The 21,521-nt window shown below is 75.0% G+C and carries 21 protein-coding genes; 12 read left to right on the top strand and 9 right to left on the bottom strand.

Annotation, left to right across the window (positions count from 1 at the left end; genetic code table 11):
- Positions 1-13 precede the first annotated feature (13 nt).
- Together Cch01nite_RS04495 and Cch01nite_RS04490 are read right to left on the bottom strand one after the other, a co-directional pair.
- Entirely contained in the window at positions 14-871 is an 858-nt protein-coding gene (locus Cch01nite_RS04495) for a glycosyltransferase family 2 protein (protein ID WP_203749059.1), read from the bottom strand.
- 12 nt (positions 872-883) lie between these two features.
- Positions 884-1,393 carry a metallopeptidase family protein gene (locus tag Cch01nite_RS04490; RefSeq protein WP_239069869.1) on the bottom strand — a complete coding sequence of 170 codons (510 nt, stop codon included), beginning with the start codon at positions 1,391-1,393 and terminating at the stop codon, positions 884-886.
- A gap of 62 nt (positions 1,394-1,455) precedes the next feature.
- Here Cch01nite_RS04490 and Cch01nite_RS04485 point away from each other — a divergent pair, with 62 nt between their 5' ends.
- The 6 genes from Cch01nite_RS04485 to ahcY all read left to right on the top strand — a co-directional run bounded on the left by Cch01nite_RS04485 (position 1,456) and on the right by ahcY (position 6,482).
- Positions 1,456-1,830 (top strand): DUF3499 domain-containing protein, encoded by a 375-nt coding sequence (locus Cch01nite_RS04485; RefSeq protein WP_203749057.1) that lies wholly within the window; start codon positions 1,456-1,458, stop codon positions 1,828-1,830.
- A gap of 4 nt (positions 1,831-1,834) precedes the next feature.
- Positions 1,835-2,113, top strand: a complete 279-nt coding sequence (locus Cch01nite_RS04480) for a hypothetical protein (protein ID WP_203749055.1) — start codon at positions 1,835-1,837, stop codon at positions 2,111-2,113.
- Positions 2,114-2,213: 100 nt separating this feature from the next.
- Positions 2,214-3,674, top strand: coding sequence for a phosphomannomutase/phosphoglucomutase (locus Cch01nite_RS04475; protein WP_203749053.1), 1,461 nt, complete (start codon positions 2,214-2,216; stop codon positions 3,672-3,674).
- Positions 3,674-3,886, top strand: a complete 213-nt coding sequence (locus Cch01nite_RS04470; RefSeq protein WP_203749051.1) for a Trm112 family protein — start codon at positions 3,674-3,676, stop codon at positions 3,884-3,886. The genes Cch01nite_RS04475 and Cch01nite_RS04470 overlap by 1 nt, the downstream gene beginning before the upstream one ends.
- Before the next feature lie 108 nt (positions 3,887-3,994).
- The gene (locus Cch01nite_RS04465) at positions 3,995-4,912 is read left to right on the top strand and encodes a cation diffusion facilitator family transporter (RefSeq protein ID WP_203749048.1); all 918 of its coding nucleotides are present in this window, start codon (positions 3,995-3,997) and stop codon (positions 4,910-4,912) included.
- A gap of 88 nt (positions 4,913-5,000) precedes the next feature.
- Positions 5,001-6,482, top strand: a complete 1,482-nt coding sequence (gene ahcY / locus Cch01nite_RS04460; RefSeq protein WP_203749046.1) for an adenosylhomocysteinase — start codon at positions 5,001-5,003, stop codon at positions 6,480-6,482.
- Positions 6,483-6,516: 34 nt separating this feature from the next.
- Here ahcY and Cch01nite_RS04455 read toward each other — a convergent pair whose 3' ends face one another.
- Entirely contained in the window at positions 6,517-7,332 is an 816-nt protein-coding gene (locus Cch01nite_RS04455; RefSeq protein ID WP_203749044.1) for an RDD family protein, read from the bottom strand.
- Between the two features lie 88 nt (positions 7,333-7,420).
- Between Cch01nite_RS04455 and Cch01nite_RS04450 the strand changes: the two genes are divergently transcribed.
- Positions 7,421-8,410, top strand: a complete 990-nt coding sequence (locus tag Cch01nite_RS04450) for a stage II sporulation protein M (protein WP_203749042.1) — start codon at positions 7,421-7,423, stop codon at positions 8,408-8,410.
- A gap of 2 nt (positions 8,411-8,412) precedes the next feature.
- Here Cch01nite_RS04450 and Cch01nite_RS04445 read toward each other — a convergent pair whose 3' ends face one another.
- The 6 genes from Cch01nite_RS04445 to Cch01nite_RS04420 all read right to left on the bottom strand — a co-directional run bounded on the left by Cch01nite_RS04445 (position 8,413) and on the right by Cch01nite_RS04420 (position 15,438).
- Positions 8,413-9,603 (bottom strand): winged helix DNA-binding domain-containing protein, encoded by a 1,191-nt coding sequence (locus Cch01nite_RS04445; RefSeq protein ID WP_239069867.1) that lies wholly within the window; start codon positions 9,601-9,603, stop codon positions 8,413-8,415.
- Positions 9,604-9,743: 140 nt separating this feature from the next.
- The gene (locus Cch01nite_RS04440; RefSeq protein ID WP_203749040.1) at positions 9,744-11,036 is read right to left on the bottom strand and encodes a DUF58 domain-containing protein; all 1,293 of its coding nucleotides are present in this window, start codon (positions 11,034-11,036) and stop codon (positions 9,744-9,746) included.
- A gap of 7 nt (positions 11,037-11,043) precedes the next feature.
- Entirely contained in the window at positions 11,044-12,075 is a 1,032-nt protein-coding gene (locus Cch01nite_RS04435) for an AAA family ATPase (protein WP_203749225.1), read from the bottom strand.
- Positions 12,076-12,404: 329 nt separating this feature from the next.
- A complete protein-coding gene (locus Cch01nite_RS04430) occupies positions 12,405-13,601 on the bottom strand; it encodes a DUF4350 domain-containing protein (RefSeq protein WP_203749038.1) in 1,197 nt (398 codons plus the stop codon).
- Positions 13,598-14,302 carry a DUF4129 domain-containing protein gene (locus Cch01nite_RS04425; protein WP_239069866.1) on the bottom strand — a complete coding sequence of 235 codons (705 nt, stop codon included), beginning with the start codon at positions 14,300-14,302 and terminating at the stop codon, positions 13,598-13,600. Before Cch01nite_RS04425 ends, Cch01nite_RS04430 begins: the two co-directional genes overlap by 4 nt.
- Complete coding sequence (locus Cch01nite_RS04420) at positions 14,299-15,438, bottom strand: glycerophosphoryl diester phosphodiesterase membrane domain-containing protein (protein ID WP_203749036.1); 1,140 nt, start codon at positions 15,436-15,438, stop codon at positions 14,299-14,301. Before Cch01nite_RS04420 ends, Cch01nite_RS04425 begins: the two co-directional genes overlap by 4 nt.
- Before the next feature lie 253 nt (positions 15,439-15,691).
- On the opposite strand from Cch01nite_RS04420, the gene mtrA reads away from it, so the two are divergent.
- The 5 genes from mtrA to hpf all read left to right on the top strand — a co-directional run bounded on the left by mtrA (position 15,692) and on the right by hpf (position 21,499).
- Entirely contained in the window at positions 15,692-16,375 is a 684-nt protein-coding gene (mtrA, locus tag Cch01nite_RS04415; RefSeq protein ID WP_203749034.1) for an MtrAB system response regulator MtrA, read from the top strand.
- A gap of 19 nt (positions 16,376-16,394) precedes the next feature.
- A complete protein-coding gene (gene mtrB, locus Cch01nite_RS04410) occupies positions 16,395-18,134 on the top strand; it encodes an MtrAB system histidine kinase MtrB (RefSeq protein WP_203749032.1) in 1,740 nt (579 codons plus the stop codon).
- A complete protein-coding gene (locus Cch01nite_RS04405; RefSeq protein ID WP_203749030.1) occupies positions 18,131-19,810 on the top strand; it encodes an LpqB family beta-propeller domain-containing protein in 1,680 nt (559 codons plus the stop codon). The genes mtrB and Cch01nite_RS04405 overlap by 4 nt, the downstream gene beginning before the upstream one ends.
- A gap of 93 nt (positions 19,811-19,903) precedes the next feature.
- Positions 19,904-20,647: a ComF family protein gene (locus tag Cch01nite_RS04400; RefSeq protein WP_203749026.1), complete on the top strand. Its 744-nt coding sequence runs from the start codon at positions 19,904-19,906 to the stop codon at positions 20,645-20,647.
- A 204-nt stretch (positions 20,648-20,851) separates the two neighbouring features.
- Positions 20,852-21,499 carry a ribosome hibernation-promoting factor, HPF/YfiA family gene (gene hpf / locus Cch01nite_RS04395; protein WP_203749024.1) on the top strand — a complete coding sequence of 216 codons (648 nt, stop codon included), beginning with the start codon at positions 20,852-20,854 and terminating at the stop codon, positions 21,497-21,499.
- The last annotated feature ends 22 nt before the right edge of the window (positions 21,500-21,521 follow it).

Here is a 21,521-nt window from a genome sequence, read left to right as displayed (position 1 = left end):
CCGCTCGACCCGCTCAGCGGGCCGCCCGCAGCTCCGCCCGTTCGCGGACGCGCAGGCCGAGCGTCGTGAGCGTGCGGACCGGCCACTGGTACCAGTGCGGGTAGCGCCGTGCGACGTAGCGGGCCGCGCTCGCGTGGTGCGCGGAGATCATCGAGGCGGGCCGCTCGCGCCACGACGTCCCACCGACGTGCGTCACGCGCGCGGACGGCACGTACAGGTTCGTCCAGCCGGCCCGGCCGAGCCGCTCGCCGAGGTCGACGTCCTCGAAGAACATGAAGTAGCTCTCGTCGAAGCCCCCCACCTGGGTGAACGCTTCCCGGCGCAGCAGCAGGCACGCACCGGACAGCCATCCTGCGGCGCGCCGCTCGCCCGTGTGCTGCTGGGCCGCCCGGTAGGCCCGCGTCCACGGGTTGCCGGGCCACACCCGCACGAGCAGCGCGTGCCCGGCACCGTGCGTCAGGGACGGCAGGGCACGGGCCGACGGGTAGACGGTGCCGTCCACGTTGAGCAGCGCGGGGCCGAGCGCGCCCGCCCGGGTCTCGGCCGCCCCGGCCTCCAGGAGGGTGTCCAGCGCGCCGGGCTCCCACTCGATGTCGGAGTTCGCGACGACGACCCACGGCCCGGTCGCGCCGTCGGCGCCGCGGTTGGCCGCACCTCCGTACCCGAGGTTGGCGCCGGGCACGACCAGGCGCGCCCCGTACCGCTGCGCGACGTCCCGCGCGACGGTGTGGTCGTCGCCGTTGTCGACGAGCACCAGCTCGACGGGGGAGCTGGTCGCGGCGGCGAGGGTCTCGGCGAACCGGTCGAGCTCGGGCCCGGGGTGGTAGACGACGCAGACGACGCGGACGTTGGCGGAGGTGGCGGTGCTCATCGTCCGGACAGGTTAGTGGGCCTCGCCGTAGTCCGGGTCCACGTCCTCGGGCGACCGTCCGAGCATGTGCGCGACCTGCTCGACGACCACGTCGCGGACCAGGTCGGCGAGATCGACCGGATCGGACGCCCGGGACTCCACCGGCCGGCGGTACACGACGATCCGTGCGGGCAGGCCCGCGTCCGCGGGGAAGTACCGGCCGAGGGGCACGCCGCCGCGCTCCCACGGTGCGGGGTTCGACGGCGGGACGTCCTCGACCGCGAACTCGGTGCCGTCGAGCTGGCGTGCCCAGCGGCGCTCGAGCCGCTCCACGGCGTCGAGCACGAGGTCGTCGAACCGCTCCGCGCGGGTCCGGTAGGCGGGCATCGTCGTCGGCATGAGCGGGCCCCGCGGACCGCGTCCGCGACGGTCGCGCCGGCGGATCGGCTGCACCACCGCGCCGCCGGCCGTGCGGGCCGCCGCAGCGCCCATCCGCCGGCCCAGCACCGGCCGGTGGCCGTGCGGGGAGGGGTTCGAGGTCACCTCAGCACTGTAATCCGGCGTGGCCGACGCGCGGCGTCGGCACCCCGGGGTACGGTCGCCCCGTGAGATCCGTCCGGCAGTGCTCGCGCACCGCGTGCGGCCGTGCCGCCGTCGCCACCCTGACCTACGTGTACGCCGACTCGACGGCGGTGCTCGGTCCGCTCGCGCAGCACGCCGAGCCTCACTCGTACGACCTGTGCGTCCAGCACGCCGAGCGCCTCACCGCCCCCCGGGGCTGGGAGGTCGTACGGCTGACCCCCGACCTGGGACCGGCCACCCCCAGCCGCGACGACCTGCTCGCGCTGGCCGACGCGGTGCGGGAGGCGGGCCGGGGACGCGCACCGGAGCCGGCACCGGTCCCGGACGCGGTCGGAGCGGCACTCGCCGAGGCGCCGCGACGCGGTCACCTGCGGGTGCTGCGCGGAGAGGGCGGCTGAGACCGTGGCACGCCGGCGGGGGGACGCCGCGCGGGCCCGCGCGGCGCAGAATGCCGAGCCGCTCGGCTCGCTCAGCCAGGCCTCGGGTCCGGTCATCCCCGGCACCGAGGCGTGCCAGCGGTGCGGCGAGCGGGACCTCACGCGGATCCGCATGACGCTGGTCGGTGGCCGGCTCGCCGTGTTCGTGTCGTGCCCGTCGTGCGAGCAGACGAACTGGTTCGCCGTGGACGGTGACGGCTCACCGCTCGGCCGCGGGGACATCGGCGGCGACACCGGCGGGTGACCCTCGCGCGACGCCGGACCGCCGGGTGGACCGATCGTGGGCTCGACCACCGGCCGGGCGCGGTCGAGGTGGCGCGGGCCGATCCCACTACGATGCCCGGGTGACCTCACCTTCTCCCGACCGGGTCGACCTGTCCGCCCTCATCAAGGCCTACGACGTCCGCGGCGTCGTGCCGCAGGAGCTGAACCCGGAGGTCGCGCGCGCCATCGGCGCCGCGTTCGCCGAGGTCGTCGTCGTGCCCGAGGCGCAGGGCCGGCCGCGCGTCGTCGTCGCGCACGACATGCGCCCGTCGGGTCCGGAGCTCGTCGCGGCGTTCGCCGAGGGGCTCACGGGTCGCGGCGTCGACGTGCTCCGCATCGGCCTCGCCTCGACGGACGGGCTCTACTACGCGTCCGGCGCCCTGGACATCCCGGGGGCGATGTTCACCGCCAGCCACAACCCCGCCCAGTACAACGGCATCAAGCTGAGCCGGGCCGGCGCGCGCCCCGTCGGGCAGGACTCTGGCCTCACGCGTGTCCGTGAGCTCGCGGGTGACTACCTCGCCGGCGGGCTGCCGCAGGACGTGGCGCAGGACGAGCGGGGGACGATCAGCGACGCGGACATGCTGGGCGACTACGCCGGGTTCCTGCGCTCGCTGGTCGACCTCTCGGCGATCCGCCCGCTCAAGGTCGTCGTGGACGCGGGCAACGGCATGGGCGGGTACACCGCGCCCGCCGTCCTCGGCACCGAGGCGGGCCTGCCGGCGCTGCCGCTCGACGTCGTCCCGCTGTACTTCGAGCTCGACGGGACGTTCCCCAACCACGAGGCGAACCCGCTCGAGCCGGAGAACCTGCGCGACCTGCAGCGCGCGGTCGTCGAGCACGGCGCGGACATCGGTCTCGCGTTCGACGGCGACGCCGACCGGTGCTTCGTGGTGGACGAGAACGGCGACCCGGTGTCGCCGTCGGCGATCACCGCGCTCGTCGGCCTGCGCGAGGTGGCCCGCGAGCAGGCCGCCGGGCGCACGCCGACGGTGATCCACAACCTCATCACGTCGCAGGTCGTGCCCGACCTGCTGACGGCTGCGGGCGCCCGCACGGTGCGCACCCGTGTGGGGCACTCGTTCATCAAGGCCCAGATGGCCGAGCATGAGGCCGTGTTCGGCGGCGAGCACAGCGCGCACTACTACTTCCGCGAGTTCTTCTTCGCGGACACCGGCATGCTCGCTGCGCTGCACGTCCTCGCCGCGCTCGGGGGTCAGCCGCACCCGCTGTCGGCGCTCGCCGAGCAGTACCAGCCGTACGTCGCGAGCGGGGAGATCAACTCGCGCGTCACGTCCGTCGAGGAGGCGCGCGCCCGCGTCGTCGAGGCGTACGTCACGCAGCAGGGCGCCGGTCCGGTGACCGTCGACGAGCTCGACGGGCTGACCGTGTCGCACTGGGACGGCCAGCCCCAGTGGTGGTTCAACCTGCGGGCCTCGAACACCGAGCCGCTGCTGCGGCTCAACGTCGAGGCGGCCGACCAGGACATCATGGAGAAGGTGCGCGACGACGTGCTCGCGCTCGTGCGTCAGGAGGCGTGATGGACGACGAGACCACACCGGCACACCCGCTCGAGCAGTGGGCACGCGACCTGCTGCGCTGCCCGGTCACGGGTGCGACGCTCGTCGACGGCGTCGGGCCCGACGGGACCCCGGAGCTCGTCTCGACGGACCCGGAGAACCCGCTCGCGTACCCGGTGCGGGACGGCATCCCGGTGCTCCTCGCCGACGAGGCGCGCACGGTCTCGGCCTGACCTCCCGCTGACGCGCTGCGGGCGATTCGTCCCGCCGGTCGCCGCCGTCGCCTAGGCTGCGGCTGCCCGGTGGTGCCGGGCGCAGCCTCACGGACGGGGGACCTGCGGATGGCGCACGGCGGCGGGACGCGCACGATCCTCGCGGCCCTCGCGGCGAACCTCGGGATCGCGGTGACGAAGTTCGTCGCGTACCTGCTGACGCTGTCGAGCTCGATGCTCGCGGAGTCCGTCCACTCGCTCGCCGACTCCGGCAACCAGCTGCTCCTGCTCCTCGGCGGCCGGCGCGCACGGCGTGACGCCGACCCGAGCCACCCGTTCGGCTACGGGCGGGAACGGTACGTCTACGCGTTCATCGTCTCGATCGTGCTGTTCTCCCTCGGCGGCCTGTTCGCGCTGTACGAGGCGTGGCACAAGTGGCAGGAGCCGCACCCGATCGAGGGGCGCTGGTGGTGGGTGCCGCTCGCCGTGCTCGCTGCGTCGATGGTCATGGAGGGTCTCTCCTTCCGGACCGCCGTCGGGGAGGCGAACCACACGCGCGGCGGGCAGTCGTGGGCGCAGTACGTGCGGACCGCCAAGGCGCCCGAGATCCCGGTCGTGCTGCTCGAGGACTTCGGGGCCCTCATCGGCCTCGTCCTGGCGATGTTCGGCGTCGGGCTCACGCTCCTGACGGGCGACGGCCGGTGGGACGCCGCGGGGACCGCCGGGATCGGCGTGCTCCTGGTGCTCATCGCCGCCGTGCTGGCCGTCGAGACGAAGTCGCTCCTGCTGGGGGAGTCGGCGACCGGGGCCGACGTCGCCCGCATCGAGACGGCGCTCGTCGGCGACGGCGTGCCGTCCGTGATCCACCTGCGCACCATGCACCTCGGGCCGGACGAGCTCCTGGTCGGCGCGAAGATCGAGGTCTCGGCGACCGAGAGCGCCGCCGAGGTCGCCGCCGCGATCGACGCCGCCGAGCGGCGCGTCCGGGCCGCCGTCCCGATCGCCACCGTCATCTACCTGGAGCCGGACCTGCGACGGCACACCTGACCCCATCGACCGCCCGGGCACGGGCCCGACCCGCACGACGCACGACGCACCACGAACGAGGCACACCCGACCGTGAGCGAGGAGTGACATGAGCGTGTTCAGCGAGATCCCCGGCCGTCTCAAGGTGCGCGACCTGAGCCTGGCGGAGGCCGGGCGGCATCAGATCCGGCTCGCGGAGCACGAGATGCCTGGACTCATGGCGCTGCGGGCGGAGCTCGGCCCGCAGCAGCCGCTCGCCGGCGCCCGGATCGCCGGCTCGCTGCACATGACCGTGCAGACCGCGGTGCTCATCGAGACGCTCGTGGCGCTCGGCGCCCAGGTGCGGTGGGCGTCGTGCAACATCTTCTCCACGCAGGACGAGGCCGCGGCCGCGGTCGCCGTCGGACCGCACGGCACCGTCGACGCACCCGCGGGGGTCCCGGTGTTCGCGTGGAAGGGCGAGTCGCTCGAGGAGTACTGGGAGTGCACCGAGCAGGTCCTGCTCTGGCCGGACGACGAAGGCCCGAACCTCATCCTCGACGACGGCGGCGACGCGACGCTGCTCGTCCACCAGGGCGTGCAGCACGAGGCGGCGGGTGCGGTCCCGGACGACCCGAAGCCCGGCGACCCCGGGTGGTCCGAGGAGCTCACGGTCGTCCTCGGGGTGCTGCGCCGGTCGCTGGACGCCGACCCGCAGCGGTGGACGCGTGTCGCCAAGGGGATCGTCGGCGTGAGCGAGGAGACGACCACGGGTGTGCACCGGCTCTACCAGCTCGCCGACGCCGGCCGCCTGCTGTTCCCCGCGATCAACGTGAACGACTCGGTCACCAAGTCGAAGTTCGACAACAAGTACGGCATCCGGCACTCGCTTCCCGACGGCATCAACCGTGCGACCGACGTGCTCATGGGCGGCAAGGTCGCGTTCGTGTGCGGGTACGGCGACGTCGGCAAGGGAGCCGCCGAGGCGTTCCGCGGGCAGGGGGCCCGGGTGATCGTCTCCGAGGTCGACCCGATCTGCGCGCTGCAGGCGGCGATGGACGGGTTCCAGGTGACCCGGCTCGCGGACGTCGTCGGCGAGGTCGACTTCGTGATCACGACGACGGGCAACAAGGACGTCGTGACGGTCGCCGACCTCGTCGCGCTCAAGGACAAGGCGGTCGTCGGGAACATCGGGCACTTCGACAACGAGATCGACATGGCCGGTCTCGCCGCGGTGCCGGGTGTCGTGCGGACCGAGATCAAGCCGCAGGTGCACGAGTGGACGTTCCCGGCGGCCGACGACAGGCCGGGGCGGTCGATCATCGTCCTCTCGGAAGGGCGGCTGCTGAACCTCGGCAACGCGACCGGGCACCCGTCGTTCGTCATGAGCAACTCGTTCTCGAACCAGGTGATCGCGCAGGTCGAGCTGTTCACCCGGCAGGACGCCTACGAGCGGCAGGTGTACCGGCTGCCGAAGGTGCTCGACGAGAAGGTCGCCCGCCTGCACCTCGACGCGCTCGGCGTGCGGCTCACCGAGCTCACGAAGAGCCAGGCGGAGTACCTCGGGGTCGACGTCGACGGTCCGTACAAGCCGGACCACTACCGCTACTGAGGTGCTGGGCCCGTCGGGTGCGGCGGGCGCGGGCTCACTGGGCGGGGTCGGGGACCCCGTAGGGGAGCCGGTGCAGCAGGTCGGCCTCGACGGCGTCCCGGTGGGCGGCCGCGAGGCGGGTCCGCAGCTCCCGCTCGCGCCGCTCGGCGAGCACGGCGGCGAGGAACGCCTCCGGGTGGGTGCCCGGCGGTGGCAGGGGGTGCACGTAGCGCTGCACCTCGGAGGTGAGCTGCTCGCCGAGCTGCACCCGGGAGGCCGGGTGCAGCTTCGCAGCCCGGACGAGGAACTGGCGCACCGACAGGGCGAGCCCGTCTGGCAGGCGGGCGACGTCGGCCCGCGCGGCCCAGCCGGCGAGCCACGGCGGCATCGGCGCGGCCGTGCGCAGCGCCGTCGCGCCCCGGACGCGCAGCGCGTACGTGCCGGCCAGGATGTCGCCGACGCGCTTGCCCTGCGGGTGCACGATCGAGCAGATGAGCGCCACCGAGCCGAACGTGGCCCACAGCTCGACGAACCCCACGAGAGCACGGACGAGCGCCTGACGGAGCACGAGCGGACCGCCGTCGTCGCGGACCACCCGGATCCCCACCGCGAGCTTGCCGACCGAGCGTCCGCGGGTCAGGGTCTCGACCGTCGTGGGGACGACGACGGTGATCGTCGCGACGATCACGACGCCCAGGATCGCCGCGCCGTCCTCGGAGTCGGCCGCTCCCGTGAGCCCCACGAGGAAGAGCAGCACGAACACCCCGACCACGATGACCAGCAGGTCCAGGAGAGCGGCCAGGACCCGGGAGATCGGCGACGCGGGCTGCGAGTCGAGCAGCACCCCCTCGCCGATGACGACGCCGGCCATGTGCCCTCCTCCCGTCTCCGCGCGGGGCGCGCGCCCTGCCTGGGGAGACTAGCCGCTGAGCGGCCCGGCGGGATGGCAGGCTGTGCGCATGGATCTCGACGCCTACCAGGCGGCCCGCGCCGGCGCGTGGCAGCGGCTGGACCGCCTGACCCGCACCCGACGGCGGACGGGTGCGGAGGCGGACGAGCTCGTGCGCCTCTACCAGGCGACCGCCACCGACCTCTCCGTGATCCGCTCCGCGGCGCCGGACCCCGAGCTGGTGAGCCGGCTGTCGCAGCAGCTCGGCCGGTCCCGTGCCGCGATCGCCGGGGCGCACGAGCCGAGCTGGCGGGACGTCGCGGTCTTCCTCGGCGTGTCCCTGCCTGCCGCGCTCTACCGGATCCGGTGGTGGACGGTCGCCGTCACGGTGGGGTTCGTGCTCGTCGCCGTGGCGAGCGGCGTCTGGGTCGCGACGCAGCCGGACGCCCAGGCGGCGATGGGCACGCCCAGCCAGCAGCAGCAGTACGTGGAGCACGAGTTCTCCGACTACTACGACCCGGGCGCCGGCTTCGCGCTGCACGTGTGGACGAACAACGCGTGGCTGACCGCGGTCTGCATCGGGTCCGGCATCACCGGCTTCCTCCCCGTCTACTTCCTCGTGGCGAACGCCATCGGCGCCGGTGCGGCGGGCGGGCTCATGGCGGCGCACGGTCGTCTGGACGTGTTCTTCCAGCTCATCGCACCCCACGGGCTCCTGGAGCTCACGTCGGTGTTCGTCGCGGGAGCGGCCGGTCTGCGGATCTTCTGGACGTGGATCGACCCGGGGCCCCGCCCCCGGGGCCGGGCGCTCGCGGAGGAGGCTCGCGCCCTGTTCACCGTCGCGATCGGGCTCGTCGGCACGCTCGCGATCTCCGGGGTGATCGAGGGGTTCCTCAACGGGTCCGACCTGCCGTGGGCCGTGAAGATCGCTGCCGGGGTGATCGCCGTCTCCGCGTTCTGGGCGTACACGCTCGTCCTGGGTCGCCGGGCCGTGCGGGCGGGCGAGACCGGCGACGTGACGGCCGACCGCGGTGGTTACACGCTCGCGACCGCGGGCTGATCTCAGGTCGCGGCGACGACGACCGCATGCTCGGCCGCGTCGTCGGCGAAGAAGCGCACGAATCGCGACCCCTCGTCCTCGAGCGCGCGACGCCGGGCGGTGTCGAGCGGGTCGAGGGACGTGACCTCGAGCGTCGCCAGCTCACGCCGGCTGCGACCACCGTCGTCGAGTCGCGTGCGCCGGACGACCCACGTCGCCCCGACCCGGCCGTCGACCAGGACAGTTCCCGGGATGACGCCGTTGCGGGTCTGCAGGCTGCGTCGGCGCTCGTCGCTCACGATGCGGCTGCGGTCCGCGTGGCTGAGCAGCACGTTGTCGAGGTCGGGCAGGAACCGCACCGGGGCCGGCACGTCACCGGCCGGGCGTGGCGCGTCGGGCACGTCGACGACGGTGCGGGGGCGGACCCCGCCGGGCGGGGGTGGTGCCGAGAACCGCAGCACCCGGTCGCCGAGCCCGTCGACGACCGGCCGCAGACCCGTCAGCCCCGACCACGCCTGCAGGTCGGCGACCGTCGCCGGCCCGAACGCCGCGAGGTAGCGCAGCACCAGTCGCTCGAGCTCGGCGGCGAGCACGTCGGGGTCGGTGACGTCGGGAGCGGCCGCCGTGGCCTGCGGTCCGAGCCAGGACCAGGCCGTCGTCCACGTCGTCGCACCGGACCGCCCCCAGACGCCCCGGGGAGGCACCTGGACCAGCGGGAGCGTGCCCCGCGCGCCGTACGCGAGCGTCGCCGGTGCGACGTCCGGCCAGCGTTCGCCGAGCAGGGCGCCCAGGTCCGTCGTCACCCGCGGCCGCTCCTCGACAAGTGCGCGGGCCCGCGCGGTCAGCTCGTCGACGTCGAGCGTGCGCAGGGCCGCGGCGTGCGCCGCGTTGACGAGCAGGTCCTTGCGGAACAGCGGCGCGATCAGGGCCGGCAGCAGCAGCGCGTCCGGTGCCGTGACGAGGTGGATCGTGCCGCGCATGACGGCGATGCGTGCCGTGGAACGCTCCAGGAGCGTCCCGCCGAGGTCGCCGTGGGAGAACGACGACACGCGGCTCCACAGGCCGACGTACGGCGACCACGCGTTCTGCGCCTGCAGGCCGACCAGGTGGTCCACCATCGCGGTCACCGGGACGTCCGCCCGGTCCAGGAGGTGCTGACGTGCGAGGAGCGCACGGTTGAGCTCGGCGGTGGTCAGCGGCGGGTCCACGGGCACGCTCGCACGGTATCGGCACTGGCCGACACGCGGTGGGCGGGCGATCGTCGCAGGCCGCGGGCGTGCCGCCGGGCACACCCGGCCGGCAGGTGCGTCGGGGCGTCCCGAAGCCGCGGGCGACCCGGCGCACCGGTCCGCCGTCAGAGGCGACCGGCCGCCTTGAGCGCCAGGTACGTGTCGGCCAGCCGCGGCGCGAGCTCGTCGGGCAGCGCCTCGAGCACCTCGACGCCGCGCTGCCGCAGCCGCTGGGCGACCGCGGCACGTTCGAGACCGGCCCGCTCCGCCGCCGCGGCGTCGAAGACCGCCGCGGCGTCGCCGCGGCCCGCGCGCAGGGCGTCCACCTCGGGGTCCTGCACCGACGCGAGGACCACCTGGTGACGCTCCGTGAGCTGGCCGACCACGCCGAGCAGGCCCTGCTCCACCGCCGCCGGCTCGAGCGCGGTGAGCAGCACGACGAGAGCACGCTGGCTCATCCGGCGGCGCACGTCGCCCACCACACCCGCCCAGTCCGTCTCGACGAGCTCGGGATGGACGTTCGCGAGCGCGTCCGCGAGCGCCGGCATGAGACGCGCGCCCGACACCCCCGCCGCCCGGGCACGGACCCGCCGGTCGAAGGCGAGGAGCTCCACCCGGTCGCCCGCCCGGCCCGCGAGCGCCGAGAGCAGCAGCGCCGCCTCGATCGACGCGTCGATCCGGGGCGCGTCGAGCACGCGGACCGCCGAGGTCCGCGCGGAGTCGAGCACGATCATCACGCGACGGTCCCGTTCGGGGCGCCACGTCCGCACGACGACGTCGCCGCGGCGGGCGGTGGCGCGCCAGTCGATGGCCCGCACGTCGTCGCCGATCACGTACTCGCGCAACGAGTCGAACTCCGTGCCCGGCCCGCGCACCTGCACCGCCGCGCGCCCGTCGAGCTCCCGCAGCCGGGCGAGCCTGCTCGGCAGGTGCCGGCGCGACGCGAACTCGGGGAGCACGCGCAGCCGCCCGGGCACCGTCAGGGACGCCTGCCGGCCGGACACCCCGAGCGGACCGGACGTCCGGATCGTCACCCGGTCCGCGTGCGCGTCGCCGCGTCGGGTCGGCACGAGCGTCGTCCGTAGCCGACGGCCCTCACCGGGTGGCACGTCCACCGCGTGCCGGTCGGTCTGCGCCGAGGCCGAGGGAGGCCACGCGTCCCGCACGACCGCGCGCAGCCGGCGGCGACCGACGTTCGTCACGACGAGCGTCGAGTCGGCCGGCTCCGTCAGCCGGACCGAGACCGGCACGTCCCGCTCGACGGCGACCTGCCGGGGTGACGCGGCGAGCGCGGCGTCCACGACGCACACCGCGGCGACGACGAGCGTCCAGACGAGGACCGTGCCCGCCGCCGGCAGCACGAGGACCACCGGGACGCCGAGCGCCGCGAGCACCACCGCCCGCCACGTGAAGGTCACGACGCGCTCAGCGGGGGACGGGGACGGACCCCAGCACCGTGTCGAGGACGACCTCCGCGTTCACGCCCTCGAGCTCGGCCTCGGGCCGCAGCTGCACGCGGTGCCGCAGCGTCGGGTGCGCGAGCGCCTTGACGTCGTCGGGCGTCACGTACCCACGCCCGGACAGCCACGCCCAGGCGCGGGACGTCGCGAGCAGCGCCGTCGCACCACGGGGCGAGACGCCGAGCGACAGGGACGGCGAGCGTCGCGTCGCACGGCACACGTCGACCGCGTACCCGAGCACCTCCCGCGACACCTGCACCTGCGCGACCTCGGCACGTGCGCGGGCGAGCAGCGCCGCGTCCGCGACGGGCCGGATGCCTGCCGCGGCCAGGTCGCGCGGGTCGAAGCCTGCCGCGTGCCTCGCGAGCACCTCGACCTCGTCGTCCCGCTCCGGCAGCGGCAGCGTCAGCTTGAGCAGGAACCGGTCGAGCTGCGCCTCCGGCAGCGGGTAGGTGCCCTCGTACTCGACGGGGTTCTGCGTCGCGATCACGAGGAACGGGTCCGGCAGCGGGCGCGGGGTCCCGTCGACCGACACCTGCCGCTCCTCCATCGCCTCGAGCAGGGACGCCTGCGTCTTGGGGGGCGTCCGGTTGATCTCGTCGGCGAGCAGGAGGTTCGTGAACACCGGTCCCTCGCGGAAGGAGAACTCGGCCGTCCGGGCGTCGTACACGAGCGAGCCGGTGATGTCGCCGGGCATCAGGTCCGGCGTGAACTGGACCCGCTTGGTGCCGAGGTCCAGCGCGGCCGACAGCGAGCGGACGAGGAGGGTCTTCGCGACGCCCGGGACGCCCTCGAGGAGCACGTGGCCCCGGCACAGGAGCGCGATGACGAGACCGCTCACGGCGGCGTCCTGCCCGACGACGGCCTTGGCGACCTCGCTCCGCACGCCGGCGAGCGCCGCGCGCAGCTCGTGCGAGGGCGCGGACGGCTGGTGGGCGGGCGCCGGGAACGGCGCGGGGGCGGCTCCGACGGGCGGTGCGGGTGCAGGGGCGGGCACCTGCGGCGGCGCGGCGTGCTGGGGTGCGGGCGGTCCGGCGGGCGCGGGCGGACCGGCGGGTGCGGGTGGACCGGCGGGCGCGGGGGCGTTCGGCGGCGCGGCAGGCCAGGCCGGCGCAGGGGAGCTCGTGGGCGGCGCGGGCGGTCCGGCAGGAGCCGGGGAGCCGGTGGGCGCGGGCGCAGCAGCAGGGACCCCGGGCCAGGCCGGTGCCGTGGGCGCGGAGGGCGCAGGGGGCGCGGAGGGCGCGGGGGCGGGTGCCGGTGCGCCGCCGGGCGGGGTCGCCGGTGCGGGGACGTGCTCGGGCGTGGGCATGCCGGGGGTCTCCTCGGTCACGTTCGGTGAACCTCGCTCTCCAGGTGGTCCAGGTCCAGGGCCAGCCGTGCCAGGCCGGCGTCGTCCCGCGGTGGGGGACCGTACAACAGGTGCTCGACGGCAGCGGCGTCCCGTCCGGTGGCACGCGACACGGCGTCGACGAGCTGGACCGCGCCGGCGGACCGGGGCAGGCCGAGCCGGGTCGCGCACCGGCTCGCCGCACCGGCGCGCAGGGCTGCGGCGGCGTGCCCGTAGGCGCGGGAGCGTCGGTACAGGCGTCCGCGACCACGGGTGGTCTCGCCGGCCCGGACCACGACGGGCAGCGGCTCGGTCACGAGACGTCCGAGGCGTCGCCCGCGCCAGAGCGCGGCGACCACGACGACGAGGACGAGCATGAGGCCGACGAGCCGGACGCGTGGCGGCACCAGGTCGCCGAGCGCGGGCCCGCCGTCGCCGCCGGTCGTGCTGAGGTCGTCGAGCGACGGGACGAACCAGACGAGCCGCTCGTTCTTGCCGAGCATCCGCAGCACGAGCGCGGCGTTGCCCTCCTCGGCGAGGTGCTCGTTCGTCAGGGGCGCGGTGTCGGTCAGCGCGGTCAGCGGCCGTTGCCCACCGACCACGGCGTACGCGCCGCTCTCGGGGTCGTCGCCCGCGAAGCAGACGGTCGCACCGGGGCCGGTCGCACGCAGCGATCCCGACACGGTGGCCGTGCCCGCCGCGACGGCGTCGGGGTCGTCGCACCCCGCGTCCCGCACGGCGGGCCCCCCGTCGGTGCCGCCCACCAGCAGGCCGTCGCTGAGCTGCTCGGCGATCCCGGTGTAGCCGACCAGCACGAGGTCCGCGCCGGTGCCGTCGAGGGCGTCGAGCTGCTCGCCGTCGAGGAACATCCCCCCGACCACGAGCAGCGTGCTGTCCGGCGCCGCCTGTGCGACGGCGTCGGCGACCCGCCGCACGTACCGGACGTCGACGCCCTGGTCCTCGAGGATCCGCGCCGCGGCCCGCGCACCGGTCGGTCCGGGGTTGTCGGGCGCCACCGCGGTGGTCGACGTGCGGGGCTCGGGCAGGGCCGCGAGGAGCCCGACGAGCGCGAGCAGCCCGAGGATCGCGAGCGGCGCCCGGAACCGGCGCCACCGCGCTGACGCGCGGGTGCGGGTCGACGTGCCGTCGCCGACGACGGGCTGGGCGGCCACGGTGGGCGCGGTGGTCGCGGTCATCGGGGGGCCGCCACGGCCTGCTCGGAGCGGTCACCGGGGGCGACCGGGCGCGTCTCGCGCACACGCCGGTCGAGGTCCCGCAGCGCGCGGTCGTCGTCGCTCGTCGCGGTGACGTGCCCGTACGCGACGTCGTCGAAGAGCCGTCCGCCGACGCCGAGCGCGGCGCCCAGGGACGGCAGGCGGACGCTCGCGTCGACCGTCGCCTCGTGCGCGGTGCGGCCGAGGCGCGCGTCGAGGACGGTCCGCTCCTCCAGCCCCCGCACGACGGCGCGGAACCGCTCGACGACGGCCAGCGACCAGTCACCCGTCGACGCGGCGGCGTCGGCCGCGGACCGCAGCTGGTCGGCGGTCCGTTGGTCGTCGTCACCCAGCACCGACCGTCCGTCCCGACCGGCGGCGGCACGCGACCGCCGGATCGGCCCCGCGGCCCACAGCACGACGGCTGCGACCAGGACGACCACGCCGATCACGACGGCGAGGGAGACGCCGGGGGAGACGACGGGCGCGGGGATGCCGTCCAGCAGGTCGAGCACCCAGTCCAGCAGCCGGTCGAGGAGCGAGCGCGACTGGTGGTAGACCGGGTCGGCCAGCTCCTGCTCCGCCCAGCGCCGGGCGGTCGCCGCGTCGGGCTCGACAGGGACCTCGAGCCGGAGCCCGCTCGTCCGGGCGCCGAGGTGCGCCGCCCACACCGCGTGGGTCACCCGTCGGCCTGGGCGGCCCGAGCAAGCTCGATGTCGAGTCCTTCGCGGCGCATGCGGACGTCGATGTAGAGGAGCGCGACGACGGCGGCGAGGTAGGTGGTCGCGAGAGTGAGCGCGACGACGTTGGCGATGCCGACGAGCACGATGCTCGCGAACGACGTCCCGGCCGGGTCCTGCAGGACCAGCGCGGTGAACATCGAGACCGGGAACACGATCACGTTGCTGACGAAGCCCACGATGAAGCTGACCAGGAGGTACGTGCCGAGCAGCCGCCAGAAGCTTCCCCGCGTGAGGCGCCAGGCGCGGCCGACCGACCGCCAGAAGGCCTTCCCCTCGAGCATCAGCGCGGGCGGCACCAGCAGCGTCCGCACCGCGAACCACACGAGAGCCACGAACAGCGCGACGGCGCCCAGCAGACCCACGACGACGGCGGCGGCGACCTGGTCCTGCGACACCAGCAGCACGACACCGCCGGCCAGGGCCGCGGCGACGGCCAGCTGAGCCGCTCCCGCGAGCACGGTGAAGCCCAGGACCCACCAGACGCGGGACGTGCGCAGCGCCTGGCCGATCGTGATGCTCTGCCCGAGCACCGACCGGCTCACCGACAGGATCACCAGACCCGTGAGGACGGTCGTCGCGATCTGCGTGAAGGGCAGGCTCACGACGCTGCCGACGAGCGCGCCCATCTGGTCGGCCATCCCGAGCTCACCGGTCGGGTCGGACTCCTGGAGCAGGCGGTTCATGGAGTCGGTGAGCAGCCCCTGCACGTACCACCGGGTGACCTGCTGGAGGGCGACGGCGACCGTCACGACCGCGGCGGCCAGCCCGAACATGACGCGCGGGTTCGCCCGGACCGCGCGGAACGCGCCGTCGAGGATCTCGCCGAGGCCGAGCGGGCGCAGCGGGATGATGCCCGGCTGGAGGGCGGGCGGTCGCCACGGGCCCCCGGACGGGGCGACGGGCGGCGGCACGGCCGGCCCCCACCCGGTGCCCGACTGACCGACGGGCGGACCCACGGGCTGGCCCCACGAGCTGGGCGGCACAGGGCCGGTGGGGGGTGGCGGGGCGGCGGGCGGCGCCCCCGTCGGGGACACCCACGCGGGTGGGCGGGGCGCGTCGTCGTGCGGGCTCGTCATGCGAGCGCGGCTCCCTCGGCTGTCGTCGTGCTGTCGTCGTGCCTGTCGTCCCAGGTCCGCGCGCACGTCACCGTGCTGCCATCGTGCTGCCAGCGTGCTCGGCCGGGGAGATGCCCATCGTGCCACGGGGCCTCGCGCCGGAGGCGCCGTCCGTCCACAGACGCGGGACGCGTCGCAGGCTCCGCCGGGTGATCTGTGGACGAGGGGGCCGAACCTGGACGGACTGCCAGGGTGACGGTGCGAGAATGCGCCCATGAGAGGACGCGTGCTGGTGGTCGACGACGACACCGCGCTGGCCGAGATGATCGGGATCGTGCTGCGGTCCGAGGGCTTCGACCCGGTGTTCTGCGAGGACGGCGACGAGGCGCTCGGGGCGTTCCGGGCGACGCAGCCCGACCTCGTGCTGCTCGACCTCATGCTGCCCGGCAGGGACGGCACCGAGGTGTGCCGGCAGATCCGCGCCGAGTCGGGCGTGCCCATCGTGATGCTCACCGCCAAGAGCGACACGGTCGACGTCGTGCTGGGCCTCGAGTCCGGCGCCGACGACTACATCTCCAAGCCGTTCAAGCCGAAGGAGCTCGTCGCGCGCGTCCGCGCCCGGCTGCGCCGCAGCGACGAGCCCGCGCCCGAGCACCTGTCCATCGGCGACGTCACGATCGACGTGCCCGGGCACCGGGTCGCCCGGGCCGGCCGACCCGTCTCGCTGACGCCGCTCGAGTTCGACCTGCTCGTCGCCCTCGCCCGCAAGCCGTGGCAGGTGTTCACCCGCGAGGTCCTGCTCGAGAAGGTCTGGGGCTACCGGCACGCCGCCGACACCCGCCTCGTCAACGTCCACGTGCAGCGGCTGCGGTCGAAGATCGAGAACGACCCGGAGCAGCCCGAGATCGTCGTGACCGTGCGTGGCGTCGGCTACAAGGCGGGCGTGACCTCGACGTGACGGACGACGGGACCGTGCCGTGGTGCGGGTGAGCAGCGCCTGGCGGCTGGTCCGGGCGCGGACCCGGCGACGGCTGCGGGAGTGGCCGCGGCTGTGGCGCTCCTCCCTGCAGGTCCGTGTCATCGCGTCGACCCTCGCGATCGGTCTGGTCGCCCTCGGGGTCGTCGGGCTCTACGTGGGCGAGCGGATGCGGGACGGCCTGTTCAACGCCCGCATCGAGCAGGTGCTCCAGGAGAGCGCCCGCAGCACACGCCAGGCCCAGGACACGTTCAAGTCGTCGGACGCGTCGACGGGCAACCAGGTCCAGCAGCTGCTGAAGGACGTCGTGTCCGCGCAGCGCACCGGGGGCCTCGGCGAGCGGGAGGTGTTCCTGCTCCGGGCTCCCGGCCAGAAGTCGGCCGTCTCCGTCGCGCCGCCCGCGTCCGACCCGTCGCTCGTCCCGCTCGTCAGCGCCGAGCTGCGGAACGCGACGGTGGACGGCGGCCAGCACTGGCAGTCCGTGGCGCTCCCGCTGGACGGGGGCGGCGTCGTCCCCGCGGTGCTCGTCGGCCAGGACGTCGAGGTGCCCGTCGTCGGCACGTTCCAGCTCTTCTTCCTCTACACCTTGCAGTCCGAGCAGGACCGTCTCGACTTCCTCCAGCGCACGCTCGCGCTCGCGGGGGTGGCGCTCGTGATCCTGCTCGGCAGCATGACGTGGCTCGTGACGCGGCAGACCGTCAACCCGGTCCGCCGGGCCGCCGAGGTGGCGGAGCGGCTCGCGGACGGGCACCTCGCCGAGCGCATGCCGGAGCGCGGCGAGGACGAGATGGCCACGCTGGCACGCTCGTTCAACGAGATGGCCGCGAGCCTGCAGGACCAGATCCGGCGCATGGAGGAGCTCTCGGCCGTGCAGCGCCGGTTCGTCTCCGACGTGTCGCACGAGCTGCGCACCCCGCTCACCACGATCCGGATGGCCGGCGAGGTCATCCACGCGTCACGGGAGGACTTCGACCCGGCCGCGAAGCGCTCGGCGGAGCTCCTGCAGACCCAGCTCGACCGGTTCGAGGACCTGCTCGCGGACCTGCTCGAGATCAGCCGGTTCGACGCGGGGGCCGCGGTGCTCGACGCCGAGGGGCGCGACCTGCGCGACGTCGTCACGAACGCCGTCGACCACACCGCGCCGCTCGCCGAGCGCCGGGGCTCCTGGCTGAGCGTGCGGCTGCCGGAGACCCGGTGCGTCGCCGACGTGGACCCGCGCCGGGTCGAGCGCGTGCTGCGCAACCTGCTGGTCAACGCGGTGGAGCACGCCGACGGCAGCGCCGTCGAGGTGACCGTCGCCGCCGACGACCAGGCCGTCGCGGTGACCGTCCGGGACTACGGCGTGGGCATGACGCCCGACGAGGTCGCGCACGTGTTCGACCGCTTCTGGCGTGCCGACCCGGCGCGCGCCCGGACCACGGGCGGCACGGGTCTCGGCCTGGCGATCTCGCTCGAGGACGCGCACCTGCACGGTGGGTGGCTCGAGGCGTGGGGCCGCCCGGGACGGGGCGCGAGCTTCCGCCTGACGCTGCCGCGCCGCGCGGGCATCAGGCTCACCGGCTCACCCCTGCCGCTCGTCCCCGACGAGCCCCCGCCGCCCGACCCCGTCCGCTTCCCCGTGACCCGCCCGCGGACGGATCCCGCGGCGCTGCCCGACCTCGAGGGAGGGCACGACGACCACGACACCGACCCGGACGAGCAGCCCCGCACGCCCGCCGACCAGCCGCAGGAGGTCCGATGACGACCGTCCGTGGTCGCGCGCGCGCCCTCCTCGTCGGCGCGCTGACGGTGCTCGCGCTCGCGGGGTGCGTCGCGATCCCGACCTCGGGCCCCGTGCAGGAGGGCCACTCGGAGGTCGTCGAACCGGCGGGGATCGTCGCGCTCGCGGAGGGCCCGCGTCCCGGCGCGAAGCCCGTCGAGCTCGTCGAGAGCTTCCTCATCAACGCGCCGCTGGACTTCCGTGAGCAGTTCGCGGTCGGCCGGCTCTACCTCGCGGGGGAGGCCAGCGACTCGTGGAACCCGCTCGCGGGTGTCGTCGTCGCCGGGTCGCCGGCCATCACCGCGATCGGCGACTCCACGGTCCAGGTCGACGTCCCGGTGGTCGCCCGCGTCGACGCGGACGGCCGGTACTCGGAGTCGGCCGCGGGCGCGCGGGAGTCGATGACGTTCCAGCTCGTGCAGGACGACGAGGGCCAGTGGCGCATCTCGAGCGCGCCGCCCGGGCTGATCGTGTCCGAGCTCGACTTCGCGAGCCTGTTCCGGGCGACGTCGTTGTACTTCCTGTCGCCGGACAGCCAGTACCTCGTGCCCGAGGTGCGCTGGCTCCCGGCGTGGAACCTCGCAACGTCGGCGGTGCGGGCGCTGCTCGCCGGCCCGTCGCCGTGGCTGCGCGACGCGGTCCGCACGGCGGTGCCCGAGGGCGTCCAGCTGAAGCCGCAGTCGGTGACCGTCGACGACAGCGGGGTGGCGACGGTCGGGCTCGACGCGGCGAGGGCGTCGGCGGTGCTCGACGCCGACCGGCCCCTGCTCCTCGCCCAGATCGAGGCGACGCTGCGGCAGGTGCCGGAGGTCGGCAAGGTGCAGCTGCAGGTGGGCGGTGTGCCGCTCGACGCCGACGAGGGTGCGGCGACCCTGCAGAGGGCCGCGCCGCCGGGCGGTGCCGTCGAGATGCTGCAGGCCGGCCGGCTCGTGCAGCTCGGCACCAACGACGTGGTCCCGGTGCAGGGCGTCGCCCCGCTCACCGACCTCGACCCGCGCAGCCCGGCGCGCAACGACGACGGCTCCGTGCGGGTGCTGCTCTCGGGGAGCGGCGCGCTGGTGACGATGCCGACCGGCGAGACCCCGGCCGAGACGCTCCTGACCGGGGCGAACCTCGCGGCGCCGTCCGTCGACCGGTTCGGCTGGGCGTGGACCGGCGACGCGGCCGGTGAGCTGCTCGCGGGCAAGGCCGGCGAGCAGGCCGTCAGGCTGTCGCCCGAGTGGGCGGAGGGGCGTGCGCTCACCGCGGTGCGGGTGTCGCGCGACGGCGCCCGGGTCGCGGTCGTGTCGCACGGCGCGGACGGCGTGGCGGTCGAGGTCGTGGCCGTCAACCGCGACGCGTCGGGCATCCCGCAGCGGGTGGGGGCACCGGTGCGGGTCGGTGTGCCGCTCGTCGACGCGTCGGCGGTGGTGTGGCTCGACGAGTCGACGCTCGGTGTCCTGGGTTCGAGCGCGGGGACCACGGCTCTGCACCTGGTTCCGGTCGCCGGGCCGACGGAGGCGCTCCCCGAGGTGGTGGGCGACCTCGTCGACGTCGCGGGCGGGAAGGTGCCGTACGTGAGCACGGCCGACGGTGAGCTGTGGCGCCTCGTCGGGCAGTCGTCGTGGGTGCGCGTCCCGGGCGTCGAGGGCGTCTCCGACCCGTCCTACCCGGGCTGACGAGCCGCCCACAGACTGCGCGGCACGCGACGCTGTCCACCATCCGGCCGACGATCGTCCGACGGGCGGGCAGGCCGGGTGGAGGATCCGCGGATGGGACCTGACCTCGCCCGGGCGCTGCTCGCGCTCGTCCTGCCGGTCGAGTGCGCCGGCTGCGGCACCGACGACGTGCCGTGGTGCGCCGCGTGCGCACACCTCGTCGCCGGTACGCCGTGGCGGTGCGAGCACCGCGCCGGGCGCCTCGACCGGCTCGACGGGCGGGCAGTGCTCCCGGTCTGGACGCTCGCGGACTTCGCGGGTCCGGTGCGGCGCGCGGTCGTGGCCTGGAAGGACCGGGGGCGGACGGACCTGACGCCGTGGTTCCGGTCGGCCCTGGCGGCCGCGGCGTTCTCGACCGGCCCGACCTGGCCTCGGCGACCGGGGACGCCGCTGCTGGTCGTGCCCGCTCCGTCGACCGCGGCCGCACGGCGCCACCGTGGCGCGGACCTCGTCGCCGACCTGGCCAGGGGCGTCGTCGACGGGACGGGAGCCGCCGGTGCGGACGTCCGGCTCGCGGCTGTCCTCGCCCGACGTCGCGGCGGCGACCAGGTGGGGCTCGGTGTCCGGGAGCGTGCCCGGAACCTGCACGGTCAGGTCGTCGTGCGCACGCGCGACCGCCCGAGGGTCGACGGCGCCACGGTGCTGCTCGTCGACGACGTGCTGACCACCGGGGCGACCGTCGCCGCGTGCCGGACGGCCCTGGAGGACGCCGGTGCCGAGGTCGTCGGGTGCCTGACGCTCTCCTCGACCCCCGCGCCGGGGCCGGGGGGACGTCCCGGTGACGATGCGGCCGGGTGACTCCGCCGCGTTGATTGGATTCTGTGCGACGGCCGGGCTTACCGTGGTGGTCAGAGCCGACGGTGTCGGGCAGCGCCCCTCCGGGGGTCGCACGGCCCGGCCTGCGGAGGAGGTGGTGCCGCCTGATTGCCCCGTCGGGGCAATACACAGTGCATGTCGTCCGGGCGGCGCTGACGCCGCCCCTGACCTCCCCAGGAGGCTCACATGGAGATCGTGGTTGCAGGCCGGCACACCGAGGTGCTCCCGAAGTACCGGGTCCATCTCGAGCAGAAGCTCGCGAAGGTCGAGCAGCTGGCCCCCCGCGCCCAGCGGATCGACGTCCTCGTGTCGCACGAGACGAACCCTCGCCAGTCGGGCAGCCGTGAGCGCGTCGAGCTCACGGTCGTCGACAAGGGTCCCGTGATCCGCGCAGAGGCGTGTGCCGACGACCGGTACGCCGCGCTCGACCTCGCACTGGCGAAGCTGCTCGAGCGCCTGCGTCGCACCCGTGACCGGCGCAAGGACCACCGCAACCACACTCCGATCGCGCCCGTGGACGTGCGTCCGCCCGACGACCTGTCCGACACCGTCGCCGACGTACCGACGGTCGGCGAGGACGGTGCCGTCGAGACCACGCTGGGTGACTCGCCCGTCGTGATCCGCGAGAAGGTCCACGAGGCGTCGCCGATGACGGTGGACGACGCGCTCTACGAGATGGAGCTCGTCGGCCACGACTTCTACCTGTTCGTCGACGTGGAGACGGCGCAGCCGGCGGTCGCGTACCGGCGACGGGGCTGGAGCTACGGCGTGATCAAGCTCGACATGCCCGTCGCGGGCGCCGCGGTCGGCCAGGGAGCGGCCGTCGCCGGCTGACAGGCACCGACCGGCACGCACG

The organism is Cellulomonas chitinilytica, from assembly GCF_016862675.1.
GTDB lineage: Bacteria > Actinomycetota > Actinomycetes > Actinomycetales > Cellulomonadaceae > Cellulomonas > Cellulomonas chitinilytica.
This window is presented reverse-complemented; position numbering and strand designations above follow the sequence as displayed.

What these genes read in the sequence shown, in the direction of transcription:
- Cch01nite_RS04495 (WP_203749059.1), bottom strand. Translation starts at nt 871, where the DNA reads ATGAGCACCGCCACCTCCGCCAACGTCCGCGTCGTCTGCGTCGTCTAC.
- Cch01nite_RS04470 (WP_203749051.1), top strand. Translation starts at nt 3,674, where the DNA reads ATGGACGACGAGACCACACCGGCACACCCGCTCGAGCAGTGGGCACGC.
- Cch01nite_RS04465 (WP_203749048.1), top strand. Translation starts at nt 3,995, where the DNA reads ATGGCGCACGGCGGCGGGACGCGCACGATCCTCGCGGCCCTCGCGGCG.
- ahcY (WP_203749046.1), top strand. Translation starts at nt 5,001, where the DNA reads ATGAGCGTGTTCAGCGAGATCCCCGGCCGTCTCAAGGTGCGCGACCTG.
- Cch01nite_RS04455 (WP_203749044.1), bottom strand. Translation starts at nt 7,332, where the DNA reads ATGGCCGGCGTCGTCATCGGCGAGGGGGTGCTGCTCGACTCGCAGCCC.
- Cch01nite_RS04450 (WP_203749042.1), top strand. Translation starts at nt 7,421, where the DNA reads ATGGATCTCGACGCCTACCAGGCGGCCCGCGCCGGCGCGTGGCAGCGG.
- Cch01nite_RS04430 (WP_203749038.1), bottom strand. Translation starts at nt 13,601, where the DNA reads ATGACCGCGACCACCGCGCCCACCGTGGCCGCCCAGCCCGTCGTCGGC.
- Cch01nite_RS04420 (WP_203749036.1), bottom strand. Translation starts at nt 15,438, where the DNA reads ATGACGAGCCCGCACGACGACGCGCCCCGCCCACCCGCGTGGGTGTCC.
- mtrA (WP_203749034.1), top strand. Translation starts at nt 15,692, where the DNA reads ATGAGAGGACGCGTGCTGGTGGTCGACGACGACACCGCGCTGGCCGAG.
- Cch01nite_RS04405 (WP_203749030.1), top strand. Translation starts at nt 18,131, where the DNA reads ATGACGACCGTCCGTGGTCGCGCGCGCGCCCTCCTCGTCGGCGCGCTG.
- Cch01nite_RS04400 (WP_203749026.1), top strand. Translation starts at nt 19,904, where the DNA reads ATGGGACCTGACCTCGCCCGGGCGCTGCTCGCGCTCGTCCTGCCGGTC.
- hpf (WP_203749024.1), top strand. Translation starts at nt 20,852, where the DNA reads ATGGAGATCGTGGTTGCAGGCCGGCACACCGAGGTGCTCCCGAAGTAC.